The sequence below is a fragment of the Novosphingobium sp. KA1 genome (assembly GCF_017309955.1).
Lineage (GTDB): Bacteria > Pseudomonadota > Alphaproteobacteria > Sphingomonadales > Sphingomonadaceae > Novosphingobium.
The window spans coordinates 324,401-337,746 of record NZ_CP021248.1; the positions used below are offsets into that span (position 1 = coordinate 324,401).

The window sequence follows — 13,346 nt, forward strand, 5'->3', positions numbered from 1 at the left end:
TGATCTGTATCTGCAAGAAAGTACAATGGGCCAGTCCAAGGATAAACCGCCAACCGAACGTGCGATCCGCGCCTTGCTCGACAAGCATGCCTGTCCGGTTCCTTACCACGAAGTGAGGACGCGGTTGCTGGGCAACATCGCCTGTCCCGATCCCGCTGTGCAACCCATGGCGGTTATCGCCGGCCTATGGGGCGGAGCGTTACCCGAGTTTGACAGCGTGGATGACGCCAATGCGCTGCTTGGCGCCCTGGTCATGGGCCTGTGGAACGAACTGGCCGACCATCAGGACCCAAAGAAGCCATTCCGAGCCACTCGTGTTCCCCTGGAGCCAACCAGCGCCAATCTGGGAAATCTGGGCATGGTCCGCGCGCAGGAAGTCGAAGGTTTTGTGGAAGGCCTGTTCAATGGCGAGGAGGAAGCCGGGCTACCCGAACGCGCGCATGAAGCGGTCACGCATCTCGGGGAAATCAGAGCGATGATGGCGGGCATCGCCGACCTCATCGAACGCACCAGGGACGAACCTGAGGATCGCGGGCAGATCAAGGAGACGATCAAGCATCTGCGGGTGATGACCGAGATCATGGAGACCGAAATCCATGCCGCGGTTCTATCCTGCACGCGGGCGCGCGCCCAAACCCTCCCCGGTATCACTACGCCGTTGGGAACGCGGCATTGAACCAGAATTCGGATGCGGAGCAGCGCCTCCGCGAAAAACTGCGTAAGATCGAAGCCCTGTTCGCCGGCGCCGCCACGGCAGGCGAAAAGGCCGCAGCCGGTGCCGCCGCAGAACGTATCAGGCGCCAGTTCACTGAAACGAGCCGCCGCGAAACGTCGGAAGAGTTCAAGTTCTCGATTCCAGACCCGTGGTCACGGCAGCTCTTCACAGCCCTCTGCAGGCGCTATGGCCTCAAGCCGTTCCGCTATTCACGCATGCATCGCCAGACCGTGATCGTCCATGCGCCCGTCAGTTTCATCAACCAGGTCTTGTGGCCCGAGTTCGAGGAACTCAGCGAGGCCCTCTCCGCCCATCTCCTCGAGATCACCAATCGGATCATCCGCGAGGAGGTCTATGCGACGCCTGGAGAGGCCGATGAAATTGCCGAGCCAGCACGGCTACGATAGCGAAAAGCCTTGACTGATCGCTTAGGGTGTCATTTCGCCCCCTACCGGAACTGACCCCTTAATGTGCGGGGGCTGCTTGAGGCCTGCGCGGATGATTTGCCGGGGCTCAGGGATCGGGCTTTGCTGTCGGTCGCCTACGACACGGGCTTGCGCGCCTCCGAGCTGGTCGCGGTCGAGGTCGAGCACATTGTGGACGCCATCGATCCCGAGGCGCGGCTGCTGACGATTTCGCGCAGCAAGGGCGATCAGGAGGGAAAGGGCGCGACCGCGTTCCTCAGCCCGCGCTCGGTGCGGGCGATCGCCGCCTGGACTGCGGCTGCCGACATCGAGGAGGGACCGCTGTTTCGCCGGGTGCAGGTGCGCCGCTACAAGGCGCGGGCCGCGGTCAAGGGGCGGCGGATCGAGACGATTTCTGGCCGCGAAAGCTGGGATCTGCGCAAGACGTTGCCGAAGTCGGCGGTGCCGGCGCGCACCGAATATGATGTGGGAGAGGGGGCGTTGCACCCGGGTTCGATCGGGCCGATCTGGCGGGCAATGATCCGGCGCGCCTTCGACAAGGGCGCGCTGAGCGACCTCACCGCCGATGATCTGGCGCAGTTGCTCAAGGGCGTGAGCGCGCATTCGACGCGGGTGGGCTTGAACCAGGATCTGTTTGCGAGCGGCGAGGATCTGGCGGGGATCATGGATGCGCTACGCTGGAAGAGTCCCCGGATGCCGCTCGCCTATAATCGCAATCTGGCGGCTGAGCAGGGTGCCGCCGGCCGCTTGATCGCGAAAATCGGGTGAGTAGATCTTGAGCTGCGCACAATTAGGTATTTGTGACGGTGTTTGAAAATTCCGAGTGCGCCAGATCACGCGGATTAGCGTTCCAGCGAATGTCCGACGGAATCGGAAAAGAAAACCCGCCCGTCTTTTGACGGGCGGGCAAGGAAAGGTGTCTACGTCTTACCGAGACTCCTTCGGGTCGCTGGCTGATGCTATGCCTTCGTGTTTCGGATTCAAGGCTAAACTAGCGGGGCTGAGCAGTTTCTCAGGCTGTGTACATCGCCGCGACCGACGACCTGGAAATATGCGCTAGCCTTGCGTTTATGCGCAATCATGATAGATGTATTATATATACATGATTGGAGCGCGAGTCGTGGACGGTGTCTCGAAAATCAGAGAAGAAGAGCTGACTCCTTTGGTGGAGGAATTTTACGCGCGGGTCCGCACCGACCCCGCGCTTGGGCGGATTTTCAACGATGCGATCGATGACTGGCCGGAGCATCTTGGGAAGCTGACTGCGTTCTGGTCCTCCGTCATGCTCACCAGTGGCCGATACAAGGGGCAACCGGTGCCGGCCCATTTGAAGCATAAGGCCAGGATAACGCCCGCGCTGTTCGAGCGGTGGCTCGCACTCTGGGTTCAAACGACCAATGACAGGATGACGCCCGAAGCGGCAGCGGCGCTACAAGCGAAGGCGCGGCGCATCGCCGAGAGCCTGCAACTGGCGATGTTCTTCCAACTGGAGGAACGGAGTGCTGCATCGGTCGCCAACGCGGAACGTAAGGATGCCATCGAGCGACCAGGGCAAACCCATGGGTGAAATATTGCCTTACCGTTCCACGCCGGTGTTCGACCAGGACACTCTGCCGGCTGCCTTGCGCGCGCGACATGACACGAAGGCTGGTGTTTGGGGCGTGATCCGGGTTTTGGAGGGCGAACTCCGGCTAACCTACCTCGAGCCACCTTCGGAGATCGTCCTGACGCCTGACCAGCCTGGCTTGATTCTCCCTCAGCAACCGCATTTCGTAACGCCGACAGGGCCGATGAAGATGCAGGTGGATTTTTACGATCACATTCCCAAGCTCTGACATTCCGGGATTTTCAACGCATTCAAAAAGGAGAAGTTGATGACGCAGCCCCTCAGCGATCAGACCATCGCGCTCGTCAAGGCGACCGTCCCCGCGCTCGAAGCACATGGCCTCGACATCGTGAACGAGATGTATTCCCGGATGTTCCAGAACCCGAACATTCGCGACCTTTTCAACCAATCGCACCATGGTGATGCCGGTTCGCAGCCGCGGGCACTGACCGGCGCCATTCTCGCCTATGCGAGCAACATCGAAAATCTCGGTGCGCTTGCCCCGGCGGTCGAGCGGATCGCGCAGAAGCATGTTGGCCTGCAAATTCTGCCCGAACATTATCCGCACGTTGCCGAGGCGCTCCTGGGGGCGATCAAGGCGGTGCTGGGGGATGCGGCCACCGATGAAATTCTCGCTGCCTGGGGCGAAGCCTACTGGTTCCTGGCCAACATCCTGATCGCCCGCGAGCAGCGAGTCTACTCAGAACAGAAGGACGCGACCGGCGGATGGAATGGCTGGCGCGATTTTCGCGTCGAGGACGTCGTGCGTGAGAGCAGCGTCATCAATTCCTTCGTTCTGCGCCCCGTTGATGGCGGGGCCGTCATGCGGCACAAGCCCGGGCAATATCTGACCTTCTGGCTTGAAATTCCGGGACATCCGCCAGTCAAGCGCAACTATTCGATTTCAGCAGCCCCCAACGGCGAAACCTATCGCATTTCGGTCAAGCGTGAGCCGCTTGGTCTTGCGTCAGGCTGGCTTCATGATGAAGCCAAGCCGGGCACGGTGCTCAAAGTTGCCGCGCCTGCAGGCGAATTCTTCCTGGCAGCGCATGTCGAACGCCCGGTGATCCTCCTGTCGGGCGGCGTGGGGCTGACCCCGATGGTGGCCATGCTCGAAACGCTTGCTGAGGGCGAGGCGGGAGTCCCCGTGCACTATGTCCACGGAACTCATGACCGCGATACCCACGCAATGCGTGATCATGTTCGCGCTGTCGCTGGGCGGGGCAAGTCAATCACCGTCACCGATTTTCATCAGACCCCGCTCGAAGATGAAGTCGCAGGACGGGATTATGACGTCGCCGGCATCATTACCGATGAATGGCTGGTCGCCAACACGCCTGTAGGTGAGGCCGATTACTATATCTGCGGACCACGCCCGTTTCTGCGGCACGCCGTCTCGACCTTGTCGCTGGCTGGCGTCCCATCCGACCGCATTCATTACGAATTCTTCGGTCCGGCGGACGAATTGCTCGCCGCCTGACTGAGCGCGGAGAAGGGCGACATCGCCCTTCTCCGCGTCTACTCAAACCGCCATGTCGGCGTGATCTCGGACTTCTGGACGCACTTGGGCGTCAGCGACAGGTTCCTCGACGAGAATCGCGAACTTGGCACCCTTGTAATAGATGCTGGGCCGATGCCAGGCCCGCGTCACGACGACGACCGTTCCGTCGATCTCGATCTCTTCGCCTGCCTGGGGTGACCGCGCGAAGTGAAAACTGCCCCAGGCTGCTGGGGAACTGCTATCGCCAGCCCAAACGTCAACGAGCATTTACTTCTCCTCCTTATTCAACGGGCGGTCTGTGATGGTGGATAGCGCCACGGCTTGCCCTGGCCGATCGCCGCGTCAAACTGCGTTTCGGCGAAGCTCCAATTTGCGAGCCTGTTCCACCAGGACGTGATCCAGCCCGCGCGATCCTGGCGGTAATCGATGTAGTAGGCATGCTCCCACACATCGCAAGCAAGCAGCGGCGACCCCTTCCTCAAGGATTGGGCTACCCGCGTCGTGGGTAGAGATCACCTCGAGCTTGTCGCGCTTCGCGATGAGCCAGACCCAACCCGATCCGAAATGGCCCGTTCCTTCAGCGGAAAAACGCTGTCTCAGCGTTTCGAGACTCCCGAATTCGGACGAAATGGCGCTGGCGAGCAGCCCGGCAGGTTTAACCGTTTTCGGCGCCATGCTCTCCCAAAAGAAGCTATGGTTCCATGCCTGGGCTGCATTGTTGAAGACGCCCTTCGCGCCGCTGCCGTGCGCGATGCGGATGATTTCCTCGAGCGTGTGGGCCGAGAAATTCTGCTCGGCCAGCAGCCGATTGAGCGTTTCCACGTAGCGTGCGTGATGTTTGCCGTGGTGGATCTCCAGTGTTTCCGCCGAGAGGACAGGCTCGAGATCCTTGGTCCCACAGGGCAGGGGAGGCAATTCGAAGACGAGCCTCTCAAGGTCGGATTGAGCTATTACAGCATTGCGGCTTTGATCAGCCATCGCTTGTCTCCTTGAGCAGAAATAGCGCCGGAAATCGTTTCGGCCGAGGCGTGATGATGCGGCACCATCCGGCGCAGATAAGTCGGTAGGAAGGCCCTGATGATGAGCGCTGCGGGACCATTGCTGATGCAGCCGCACAGGGCGCTGCAATGGTCTTTGGTGAGAACGGTCAATGTGCATAGGACAGCTCCGCCCTTCGCGCATCGAGCGCGGCCATGCACAGGGCGATTGCCTCAACCGGGTGATGGGCTGTCCATTGGCCAAGCTCGCCCACCACGGTGGTTCCCCTGGGGGCCGGCTTCGATCCAATAGCCGGATGGCACCAACATAGCGGCAGCGCGGCAAGTCGCCGTGTAGAGCAGTGCCCGAACGTGGTTGCCGTCGTCCTGCAGCCAGACTCCCGGAGCAATAACGGTCAAGCTGCGCAGTGCCGGAAATACGGCCAGCGCAATCCGTGCATCAATGTCGCGATCGGGTTCACTCGCGCCCTTGCAGGCGGAGATGGCGTCGACGAGGCTGTCGTCATGGCCAATCGCCCTCACGCGGCACAGGGCGCGCATGGCGATCATGACGCGCCTGCAATCCGGAGTTTGGGAACTGCCTCATCGGGGTGGCGGCTGACGGGTGAGCAGACCGGTTGGAGAAGGCCGTCTCCAATGGCGTAGACCCAACCGTGAAGCGTTAGCGCAGCGTGCCGCGCCCAGGCCCGAAGAACCAATGGGTTGGCTGCGAGTGCTTTCACCTGGGCGCGGATATTATGTTCGCACAAACGGTCTGCATTGGTATCCGGGGTGCAGCAGACTGTTTGATAGAGCTCACGCACCGGTGCGAGCCAAAGCCCGATCGCGTCGTCCCTGTCCGGTGCCATTGCCGCTTGAATCCCGCCGCACCCGTAATGGCCCACGACGATGATGTGCTCGACCTTCAAAACATCGACCGCGAACTCCAAGGCGGCGGCGAAGTTAGGATCGCTCGGCGTGGCGAGATTGGCGACGTTGCGATGAACAAGCATCTCGCCGGGATCGAGATCGACGATTTCGGTGGCCGGCACCCGGCTGTCCGAACAGCCGATCCAGAAGTAGCGTGGCCGCTGCTGGCCTACGAGCCGTTTTAAAGAATCCGGGATCGATCAGGGTTTTGGCGTCAGCCCATACGCGGTTGCGGGCCAACAGGTCGGAGAGGCCGCCGTCGTCTGCTCCGTCGGCGGCGGTCTGTCTTTTTCCACTCTCCTCCAATTGCCTCATTGCCCGGGAGCCTGCAGATCGACGAACCGAAGGTAGGGCTTCAGTGTCTTGTAGCCTTGTGGGAACTGCCGGGATGCCTCCTCGTCCGACAGCTTCGGCGATATGACGACCGGCTCGCCAGGTTCCCAGTTGACGGGCGTTGCGATGCTACGGGCATCTGTAAGTTGAAGGCTGTCGATGGCACGGAGAATCTCGGCAAAATTCCGACCGGTCGAAGGCGGGTAGGTCAGGATCAGCCGCACCTTGCGTGACGGATCGATGACGAAGACGGAACGGACAGTGACCGTCGGGTCGCTCTCGGGGTGGATCATGTCGTAGAGCGCCGACACCTTGGTGTTGGCATCCGCGATCATCGGGAAGTCGAGTTTCGTCCCTTGGGTTTCGTGAATGTCGAGCTCCCATTTGTGATGGGCTTCGACCGGATCCACCGAGAGGCCAATGGGTTTGACGTTGCGTTTGTCCCATTCGGACCGGAGCTTTGCAACCTCGCCCAGTTCCGTCGTGCAGACCGGCGTAAAATTCTTGGGATGGCTGAACAGGACACCCCAGCTTCCGCCGAGCCAATCGTGGAAGCTGATGCGGCCGTGCGTGCTGTCCTGCTCGAAATCGGGGGCGATCTGCCCGAGCTGAATGGCCATGGGAACTCCTTCATATCGCAGATCTGATGTGGAGATGGACGAAGCATCATACAAACGAATGTTATTATTATTTATCAGCAAAGATATTGGATATAAATTAGCGCCGGGTTCCCGGTCCGAGCCCCACGATCACGAGGAGGGCTATCGGCATGGCGAACAGCACTATCCTATTGCCGTCCCCTTCGGCGACGAAGCCGTTTTGGCGGAGCAAATCGACAAAAAGGCGGATCGAGACGAAGGCGATGCTTGCGGCGAAAATCAGATAGAGCCCGGACATGGAGGGCGGGCGCTCTGGTCCACGCGCTTGTCGGTCATCATCGTTGTCAGCCTTCACGGCAGCTTTGTCCGTGACGAGGGAGGCGGTTTGCGGCGGCAGGTTTCCTGAAGATTAGGGGCATCTTCACCCGACGGCTGTCGGTCTTCAGATGACCACAGCGCAATGAAGTCAAACGGAGGGGGCACTTCCTGCCAGGGCTGACGCACTCGGCGATGTGCCGTTTGTTCCCAATCGAGAGAGAGGATCACACCGATACAAACCGCGATCACGAAGACCACGACGGCAACGAAGACATCGTCGCTGATCGCACCAGCGTCGTGAAAACTGAAAAGTGCTATGCCTATCCCTAAAACCAGCGACGCCAGCGCTATGCTGACTTTCCAGATTTCGGCCCGCGGCGGCGGCGGTTCGGGCGTGAAGCGGCCTGAAGGTTTCATCTGAAAGTTCGCCCAAACCGTTGGACGCTTTATGGTTGTTGGTGCCTGTCCAGGGTCGATGACACGGGCCTTGCCTTGTGATCCCATCATCGGCCCGCTACCATGAAGCAAGCAAATGAATATTATTGCGCATTGAGCGCAAGGATGATGGCTTATGGATATCAATGTTGCGCGCACATTCTTGGAAGTCGTCAAAACCGGCAGTTTTGTGAACGCTGCGTCGAACCTTCACCTCACGCAGACCGCAGTCAGTGCCCGCATCCGGGTGCTTGAGGACCTGCTCGATCGGCCAGTATTCATCCGCAACAAGGCAGGTGCGAAGCTGACACCGGCGGGCGAGCAGTTTCTGCGCTTTGCAACCACCATGGTGCAGGTCTGGGATCGGGCGCGCCGCGCCGTCGCGCTCCCGCCGGGACGGGAGACCGTGGTAACGGTCGGCGCCGAGCTCAGTCTGTGGAGTCCCTTGCTGCGGCACTGGCTGCTCTGGATGCGTCGGGAATGTCCGGAAATCGCGGTAAGCACCCATATCGACACATCCGAACGCCTGATGGAGCAGGTCCAGGATGGCTCACTCGATATGGCGGTGCTCTATGCCGCGCCGAGCCGTCCGGGGATCATCGCCGAACTCTTGTTCGAGGAAAAGTTGGTCCTGGTGCGGACCACGCCAACCAGCAGCCCTCTCGCACCGGAAGATCATGTTCAGATCGATTGGGGTGAGGAGTTTGCCGGGAGCTATCACGCCGCTTTCCCGGATCAGCCTAACGCCGTCGTTTCGATAAGCTATGGTCCGCTCGCGCTCGATTATATCCTGGCGACAGGGGGTAGCGGCTATTTTCGCAAAGGCTTCATCCGCTCCTATCTCGAGGAAGGCCGCCTCGCTCTCGTCCCCGGAAGTCCTGAATTTTCGTACTCGGCCTATGTCGTCCACAGCACAAAGGCCGACCCGGGCGTGATGGACCGCATTCGTGCCGGCCTCAAGGCGGCCGCGGCGATTACAGCATGACCGTGAACGAACCATCCTCGCCCGTTTGTTACGCCAGCGAAGCCGATGACATTTACATGGGCTTTGCCGGTCGCGAGGAGATCCTCGCGGCGCTCCACGAACTGCTGGAAGCCGAACGGGCCGGCGCCCGCGTCGCGCTCGCCAGCACCAAGTCGGCGAACGATCCCGACTACGCCGAACTGATGCGATCGGTCCGTGCCGACGAAGCACGTTGGTGCGCGATGCTCTCGAGGCAGATCAGGCGATTGGGCGCAGCGCCCTCACGCAAGACCGGCGCCTTTTACAAGAAGGCGTTGGCAATCCCTGATCCGCTTGAAAGGCTCGCCTTTCTCAACCGCGGACAAGCCTGGGCGGTTCGCAAACTGGAATCTCTGACCCCTAGGGTTCGTTACGAGGCATTGCATGCCGATCTTCGCGAGATGCTCGAGAGCCATCGGGTCAACATCGATCGCGCCGCAGCGCATCTTGAAGCGGAGCATTGACCTGCGCGGAAATCCGCAGCTGTATCATTTAGTCCATGCCGACGCCGAGCGGTGATTGGCGGTTAATCAGCCGCTTCATGGCCTCACGATCGGACAGGAGATCGGAAATCCGGTAGGTATCGAATACCGCCATCATCGCCTGCATGCCTTGCGCCAGCACGCTGGTCAGTCCACATGCGGGAGACAGCGCACACCCGGAACAATCTGCGAGTTGGAAGCCTTCCTCGGTGCGGCGGACGACCTCGCCGACGGTGATCTCATCCGCTGGTCGGGCGAGACGCATGCCGCCGGCGCGACCGCGAACGGTTTCGATGAAGCCGTCGTGCGCCAGGGCGTTGACGACCTTCATCAGGTGATTGTGGGAGACATCATAAGCCCGCGCGATTTCGCCGATCGAACACAGGCGCTCTTCGTGAAGGGCCAGGTGAATCAAGACCCGCAGTGAATAATCCGTGTAGCGTGTCAGCCGCACGCAGAACTCCCGAGAACCAATCTGCAACAGCATACCTGTATGTCACAGACATGTTAAGGCCGGGATCGCCCTCGAGCCGGCTTGCAACGATCGGCCCATGGTTGTTGGCCTGCAGCGACCGGCCTTATCGAGCAATTATTTTGATGGATCGCTGCATTAAAAGTCATTTTGTGCATGAGTGCTCGTGATGCCATCCTGATGTCCCCTTGGGCGTGAGAGGCTGATATGTACAAATACGACGAGTATGATCAGGCCATGGTCGATGCCCGGGTCGAAGAGTTTCGCGACCAGACGCGCCGTCGGATCGAAGGCCATCTCAGCGAAGACCAGTTCAAGCCTCTGCGGCTCAAGAATGGGCTCTACCTGCAACTGCACGCTTATATGCTGCGCGTAGCGGTGCCTTACGGCACGCTCAATTCGCGGCAAATGCGCAAGCTGGCGCATATCGCGCGCAAATATGACCGAGGCTACGGTCATTTCACGACGCGGCAAAACATCCAATACAACTGGATCAAACTGGCGGAGGCACCCGACATCCTCGCTGAGCTCGCGACGGTGGAAATGCATGCCATCCAGACGAGCGGCGAGAGCATCCGCAACCTGTCGGCCGATCACTATGCTGGAGCTGCGCCCGACGAGATATGCGATCCGCGGCCCTGGGCCGAACTGATCCGCCAGGCCACGACGTTCCATCCAGAATTCAGCTATCTACCGCGAAAGTTCAAGATCGCGGTGATCGCCGCGCAGGAGGACCGTGCCGCGCTACGTTGGCATGACTGCGCGTTGCGCATCGTCAAGAACGGGATGGGCGAACAGGGGTTCGAGGTTTATGCTGGCGGCGGTATGGGGCGCACGCCGATTATCGCTTTCCCGATCAGGACGTTCTGTCCGGCAGGCCAGATCTTTTCCTATATCCAGGCGATCCTGCGGGTGTGGAACCGGCATGCGCGGCGCGACAACATCCACAAGCAGAGGATGAAGATCCTTGTTCATGAACTGGGGGAAGAAGAGTTCCGCCGTCAGGTGGAGATGGAGTTCGAGCACATCCTGACGCTGGGCCGGGATTTTCCGCAGGCCGAGTATGACAGGATTGCCGCCCATTTTGACCCGCCGCCGTTCGAGACCGGGCTTTCTGAGGAGCTCGACCGCTCCGATCCCGACTTCGCGCTATGGGTCGATCGCCAGGTCGCCGCACATAAGGCGCCCGGCTATGCCATCGTCAATATCAGCCTCAAACCCGACGGGGGTATAACCGGCGACATTTCAGCCGAGCAGATGGAGATCGTGGCCGACCTTGCCGAGCGCTATAGTTTCGATGACCTGCGCTCGACGCATGTCCAGAACCTCGTGCTTCCGCATGTCCACAAGCGGGATCTCCATGCGGTCTGGCAGGCGCTCCACGCGGCGGGACTGGCAAGTGTCAATCTCGGCCTCGTCACCGACATCATCGCCTGTCCGGGCCTCGATTATTGCAGTCTCGCCAATGCGCGTTCGATACCCGTCGCGCAGCAGATCGCCGAACGCTTTGCCGATCTCGATCGTCAGCTCGATCTCGGCGAACTCAAGATCAAGATTTCAGGCTGCATCAACGCCTGCGGTCATCACCACGCGGCCCATATCGGCATCCTTGGCGTCGACCGGAAGGGAACGGAGAACTACCAGTTGCTGCTTGGCGGGTCCGGTGCCGAGGATGTCTCGCAGGCGAAGATCACCGGCCCGGGCTTCGACGAGGTCGGAATTGTCGATGCGGTCGAACGCACCATCGAATGCTACCGCGAGATCCGCGAGCCCGGCGAACGCTTCCTCGATTGCTATCGCCGCGTCGGCATGAACCCGTTCAAGGAGGCAATTTATGGGTGATCCGCTGCGCTTCCGGGACGATCCGGCGCCCGATGAGCCAGGGGTCTCGCTGGATGCGTTTCTCGATCAGAAGGACGCGACCTCGGTGCTTCTCGAGGCGGGCGATGATGCTCGCGCCTTGCTGCCTGAGCTTGGCCGCGTGCGGCTCGTCGAGATTGCCTTTCCGCGGTTTCGCGACGGCCGTGGCTTTTCCAGCGCGAGCATATTGCGCGAGGCGGGCTACACAGGCGAAATTCGCGCGATCGGTGACGTGCTCGTTGATCTCCTATTCTTCATGCGGCGCTGCGGCTTCGACAGCTTCGAGCCCGACGAGCCCTTCGATCCGGATGCCGTCGACGCGGCGCTGCGCCGCTATCCTGACGTCTATCAGTCCACGACCGATGGGCGCGTGCCGATCTGGGCACTGCGGCATCCTCAATGCGCCACCGGATGACGCAATTTCTTCTTCTGGTTTGAAGTTTCGGGAGCCTTTGCGTTCGTCCTGGCAGGCGAGGTTGAGACGATGATGGGCACTTCTGTAGCTTTGAAACGCGTGTGCGCTGCGAGTGCGCGGCCGCGAACACCGCCTTAAAGCCAACGCCTGCGAACGCACCGGACGCGCCACTTGTAAATATATCGTGATGCGATATATTGGAATGTGGGAGTCGGAGGGGCGTCAATGGAGGCCAATATGCCGATGTTGAAAATCCTGGTCATTTCTATCGGCCTGACGCTGGGCAGCTTTCTGGTGGCGGTATCGCTCTCCTGTCTGGCCTGGTGGGTGGCCACAAGTGTTCATCATCCGCGCTGGGGCGCGCCTCTTCTGCTCATCATAGTCGGTGGCGCTTGGCTGGCTGCGTTAGGGCACAGTGAGTTCGTGAAAATGGTCACCATATTCGCTGTGGTTGGATCGGGCCTGTTCTATTTTGTAGGTCGGGAAGAACAGGGAGGAGGGCCGTCGCGCGACACGAAGCCGGGCCGCTTCGCCATTCCTGGAGGAAGACGGTGATGGCGACGCAACCTTGGATCTATCCCGCTCTCATCGCGGTGCTGGGCCAGAACAGAAGGCCGAGCTTCGCTGAAATGCGCAATTTCGTCAGGCGCGCTCGGCGTGAAGCCGCTGCCAGCGGTTCGGAAGCTGCATGCCGGGGGAAGGTGCGTCGTCTGGTCGAGGCGGCTTTGGGGGCGGAGTCCCAGGCTTGACCACGAAGGAATAGGCATTCCTGTCCTACGGCTTGGTATATGCGATGCTGTCGAATAAACGTCAGAAGTTTTGCGGATAACCTGCAAAAATATTCGTTTGCGACATCGCGGGCAATCATTCACTCCTGCTTCAACAGACCGTGAAGATAGCTGGTCGAGAGCGAGCATCAACGGGAGAGGATGCCGCATGAAGAGGCTTATGTCGCGAGACCCTTCTACGCAGGCCATATTCACGTTGCAGCGGGCGCTATGGACGCTCGGGTTCGCTGGACTCGCCTTCATCCTCTATTGTCTCAGCGAATATCGCCTTCTGAGAGAAGAGCAGATCATGCTGCTCATTTTCCTGGCCGTGCCGATCGCCGCTTTCTTCGTTTCGGGGAAAGGGCAGGACATGTCTGATGCTTCGGACAAGGCAGACCGTGGCGCGAATCCGGGTTTCCCCACAAGAAAAGATTAAGTGCAAAATATTTGCGTTTATCCATCAATATTTTGACCTACGGTTTAACGCACCAGCTCGGTTAAAGGG

The 13,346-nt window shown here is 60.1% G+C and carries 20 protein-coding genes and 2 pseudogenes; 12 read left to right on the forward strand and 10 right to left on the reverse strand.

The annotated features are described in order from the left end of the window. The first annotated feature begins 25 nt into the window (after positions 1 to 25). The 6 genes and pseudogenes from CA833_RS19175 to hmpA all read left to right on the forward strand — a co-directional run bounded on the left by CA833_RS19175 (position 26) and on the right by hmpA (position 4,226). Entirely contained in the window at positions 26 to 676 is a 651-nt protein-coding gene (locus tag CA833_RS19175) for a UPF0149 family protein (protein WP_132470472.1), read from the forward strand. Then, the gene (locus CA833_RS19180) at positions 673 to 1,122 is read left to right on the forward strand and encodes a hypothetical protein (RefSeq protein WP_054434824.1); all 450 of its coding nucleotides are present in this window, start codon (positions 673 to 675) and stop codon (positions 1,120 to 1,122) included. The genes CA833_RS19175 and CA833_RS19180 overlap by 4 nt, the downstream gene beginning before the upstream one ends. A gap of 57 nt (positions 1,123 to 1,179) precedes the next feature. Further along, positions 1,180 to 1,908 (forward strand): annotated as a pseudogene (locus CA833_RS19185) (tyrosine-type recombinase/integrase); the annotation flags it as partial. Between the two features lie 319 nt (positions 1,909 to 2,227). Then, complete coding sequence (locus tag CA833_RS19190) at positions 2,228 to 2,707, forward strand: group III truncated hemoglobin (RefSeq protein ID WP_054435124.1); 480 nt, start codon at positions 2,228 to 2,230, stop codon at positions 2,705 to 2,707. After that, positions 2,700 to 2,975 (forward strand): DUF1971 domain-containing protein, encoded by a 276-nt coding sequence (locus tag CA833_RS19195; RefSeq protein WP_207080808.1) that lies wholly within the window; start codon positions 2,700 to 2,702, stop codon positions 2,973 to 2,975. Before CA833_RS19190 ends, CA833_RS19195 begins: the two co-directional genes overlap by 8 nt. A gap of 39 nt (positions 2,976 to 3,014) precedes the next feature. Beyond that, positions 3,015 to 4,226, forward strand: a complete 1,212-nt coding sequence (hmpA, locus tag CA833_RS19200; protein WP_004206960.1) for an NO-inducible flavohemoprotein — start codon at positions 3,015 to 3,017, stop codon at positions 4,224 to 4,226. A 42-nt stretch (positions 4,227 to 4,268) separates the two neighbouring features. Here the strand turns inward: hmpA and CA833_RS19205 are convergent, their stop codons facing one another. From CA833_RS19205 to CA833_RS19240, 9 genes and pseudogenes are all read right to left on the reverse strand, one after another. After that, complete coding sequence (locus tag CA833_RS19205; protein ID WP_054435118.1) at positions 4,269 to 4,514, reverse strand: hypothetical protein; 246 nt, start codon at positions 4,512 to 4,514, stop codon at positions 4,269 to 4,271. 17 nt (positions 4,515 to 4,531) lie between these two features. Next, complete coding sequence (locus CA833_RS27005) at positions 4,532 to 4,696, reverse strand: Fe-Mn family superoxide dismutase (protein WP_242526540.1); 165 nt, start codon at positions 4,694 to 4,696, stop codon at positions 4,532 to 4,534. Between the two features lie 82 nt (positions 4,697 to 4,778). Continuing rightward, positions 4,779 to 5,225, reverse strand: a pseudogene (locus CA833_RS27010) (superoxide dismutase); the annotation flags it as partial. Continuing rightward, entirely contained in the window at positions 5,198 to 5,398 is a 201-nt protein-coding gene (locus tag CA833_RS19215; RefSeq protein ID WP_021318857.1) for a hypothetical protein, read from the reverse strand. The pseudogene CA833_RS27010 and the gene CA833_RS19215, both read right to left, overlap by 28 nt. A gap of 60 nt (positions 5,399 to 5,458) precedes the next feature. Beyond that, positions 5,459 to 5,794 (reverse strand): hypothetical protein, encoded by a 336-nt coding sequence (locus tag CA833_RS19220; RefSeq protein WP_231635533.1) that lies wholly within the window; start codon positions 5,792 to 5,794, stop codon positions 5,459 to 5,461. Next, positions 5,791 to 6,276 carry a carbonic anhydrase gene (locus CA833_RS19225; RefSeq protein WP_242526541.1) on the reverse strand — a complete coding sequence of 162 codons (486 nt, stop codon included), beginning with the start codon at positions 6,274 to 6,276 and terminating at the stop codon, positions 5,791 to 5,793. Before CA833_RS19225 ends, CA833_RS19220 begins: the two co-directional genes overlap by 4 nt. A 189-nt stretch (positions 6,277 to 6,465) precedes the next feature. Beyond that, the gene (locus tag CA833_RS19230; RefSeq protein WP_207080809.1) at positions 6,466 to 7,107 is read right to left on the reverse strand and encodes a peroxiredoxin; all 642 of its coding nucleotides are present in this window, start codon (positions 7,105 to 7,107) and stop codon (positions 6,466 to 6,468) included. 97 nt (positions 7,108 to 7,204) lie between these two features. After that, the gene (locus CA833_RS19235; RefSeq protein WP_054435107.1) at positions 7,205 to 7,384 is read right to left on the reverse strand and encodes a hypothetical protein; all 180 of its coding nucleotides are present in this window, start codon (positions 7,382 to 7,384) and stop codon (positions 7,205 to 7,207) included. A 53-nt stretch (positions 7,385 to 7,437) separates the two neighbouring features. Beyond that, the gene (locus CA833_RS19240) at positions 7,438 to 7,911 is read right to left on the reverse strand and encodes a hypothetical protein (RefSeq protein ID WP_207080810.1); all 474 of its coding nucleotides are present in this window, start codon (positions 7,909 to 7,911) and stop codon (positions 7,438 to 7,440) included. A 64-nt stretch (positions 7,912 to 7,975) separates the two neighbouring features. On the opposite strand from CA833_RS19240, the gene CA833_RS19245 reads away from it, so the two are divergent. Beyond that, positions 7,976 to 8,824: a LysR family transcriptional regulator gene (locus CA833_RS19245; RefSeq protein WP_054435103.1), complete on the forward strand. Its 849-nt coding sequence runs from the start codon at positions 7,976 to 7,978 to the stop codon at positions 8,822 to 8,824. Continuing rightward, the gene (locus CA833_RS19250) at positions 8,821 to 9,306 is read left to right on the forward strand and encodes a DUF6306 domain-containing protein (RefSeq protein ID WP_054435100.1); all 486 of its coding nucleotides are present in this window, start codon (positions 8,821 to 8,823) and stop codon (positions 9,304 to 9,306) included. The genes CA833_RS19245 and CA833_RS19250 overlap by 4 nt, the downstream gene beginning before the upstream one ends. A 28-nt stretch (positions 9,307 to 9,334) precedes the next feature. Here CA833_RS19250 and CA833_RS19255 read toward each other — a convergent pair whose 3' ends face one another. Then, the gene (locus CA833_RS19255; RefSeq protein ID WP_207080811.1) at positions 9,335 to 9,778 is read right to left on the reverse strand and encodes an Rrf2 family transcriptional regulator; all 444 of its coding nucleotides are present in this window, start codon (positions 9,776 to 9,778) and stop codon (positions 9,335 to 9,337) included. 225 nt (positions 9,779 to 10,003) lie between these two features. Between CA833_RS19255 and CA833_RS19260 the strand changes: the two genes are divergently transcribed. From CA833_RS19260 to CA833_RS19275, 4 genes are all read left to right on the forward strand, one after another. Next, positions 10,004 to 11,638 carry a nitrite/sulfite reductase gene (locus tag CA833_RS19260; protein WP_207080812.1) on the forward strand — a complete coding sequence of 545 codons (1,635 nt, stop codon included), beginning with the start codon at positions 10,004 to 10,006 and terminating at the stop codon, positions 11,636 to 11,638. Continuing rightward, positions 11,631 to 12,071, forward strand: a complete 441-nt coding sequence (locus CA833_RS19265; RefSeq protein ID WP_054435094.1) for a DUF934 domain-containing protein — start codon at positions 11,631 to 11,633, stop codon at positions 12,069 to 12,071. The genes CA833_RS19260 and CA833_RS19265 overlap by 8 nt, the downstream gene beginning before the upstream one ends. A 225-nt stretch (positions 12,072 to 12,296) precedes the next feature. Further along, entirely contained in the window at positions 12,297 to 12,626 is a 330-nt protein-coding gene (locus CA833_RS19270) for a hypothetical protein (RefSeq protein ID WP_231635531.1), read from the forward strand. A 381-nt stretch (positions 12,627 to 13,007) separates the two neighbouring features. Then, positions 13,008 to 13,277: a hypothetical protein gene (locus tag CA833_RS19275; protein WP_054435089.1), complete on the forward strand. Its 270-nt coding sequence runs from the start codon at positions 13,008 to 13,010 to the stop codon at positions 13,275 to 13,277. Positions 13,278 to 13,346 lie beyond the last annotated feature (69 nt).

Coding starts and splice junctions, on each gene's coding strand:
- CA833_RS19175 (WP_132470472.1), top strand. CDS start 26: ATGGGCCAGTCCAAGGATAAACCGCCAACCGAACGTGCGATCCGCGCC.
- CA833_RS19190 (WP_054435124.1), top strand. CDS start 2,228: ATGTATTATATATACATGATTGGAGCGCGAGTCGTGGACGGTGTCTCG.
- CA833_RS19195 (WP_207080808.1), top strand. CDS start 2,700: ATGGGTGAAATATTGCCTTACCGTTCCACGCCGGTGTTCGACCAGGAC.
- hmpA (WP_004206960.1), top strand. CDS start 3,015: ATGACGCAGCCCCTCAGCGATCAGACCATCGCGCTCGTCAAGGCGACC.
- CA833_RS19205 (WP_054435118.1), bottom strand. CDS start 4,514: ATGCTCGTTGACGTTTGGGCTGGCGATAGCAGTTCCCCAGCAGCCTGG.
- CA833_RS19220 (WP_231635533.1), bottom strand. CDS start 5,794: ATGATCGCCATGCGCGCCCTGTGCCGCGTGAGGGCGATTGGCCATGAC.
- CA833_RS19230 (WP_207080809.1), bottom strand. CDS start 7,107: ATGGCCATTCAGCTCGGGCAGATCGCCCCCGATTTCGAGCAGGACAGC.
- CA833_RS19235 (WP_054435107.1), bottom strand. CDS start 7,384: ATGTCCGGGCTCTATCTGATTTTCGCCGCAAGCATCGCCTTCGTCTCG.
- CA833_RS19240 (WP_207080810.1), bottom strand. CDS start 7,911: ATGATGGGATCACAAGGCAAGGCCCGTGTCATCGACCCTGGACAGGCA.
- CA833_RS19245 (WP_054435103.1), top strand. CDS start 7,976: ATGGATATCAATGTTGCGCGCACATTCTTGGAAGTCGTCAAAACCGGC.
- CA833_RS19250 (WP_054435100.1), top strand. CDS start 8,821: ATGACCGTGAACGAACCATCCTCGCCCGTTTGTTACGCCAGCGAAGCC.
- CA833_RS19260 (WP_207080812.1), top strand. CDS start 10,004: ATGTACAAATACGACGAGTATGATCAGGCCATGGTCGATGCCCGGGTC.
- CA833_RS19265 (WP_054435094.1), top strand. CDS start 11,631: ATGGGTGATCCGCTGCGCTTCCGGGACGATCCGGCGCCCGATGAGCCA.
- CA833_RS19270 (WP_231635531.1), top strand. CDS start 12,297: ATGGAGGCCAATATGCCGATGTTGAAAATCCTGGTCATTTCTATCGGC.
- CA833_RS19275 (WP_054435089.1), top strand. CDS start 13,008: ATGAAGAGGCTTATGTCGCGAGACCCTTCTACGCAGGCCATATTCACG.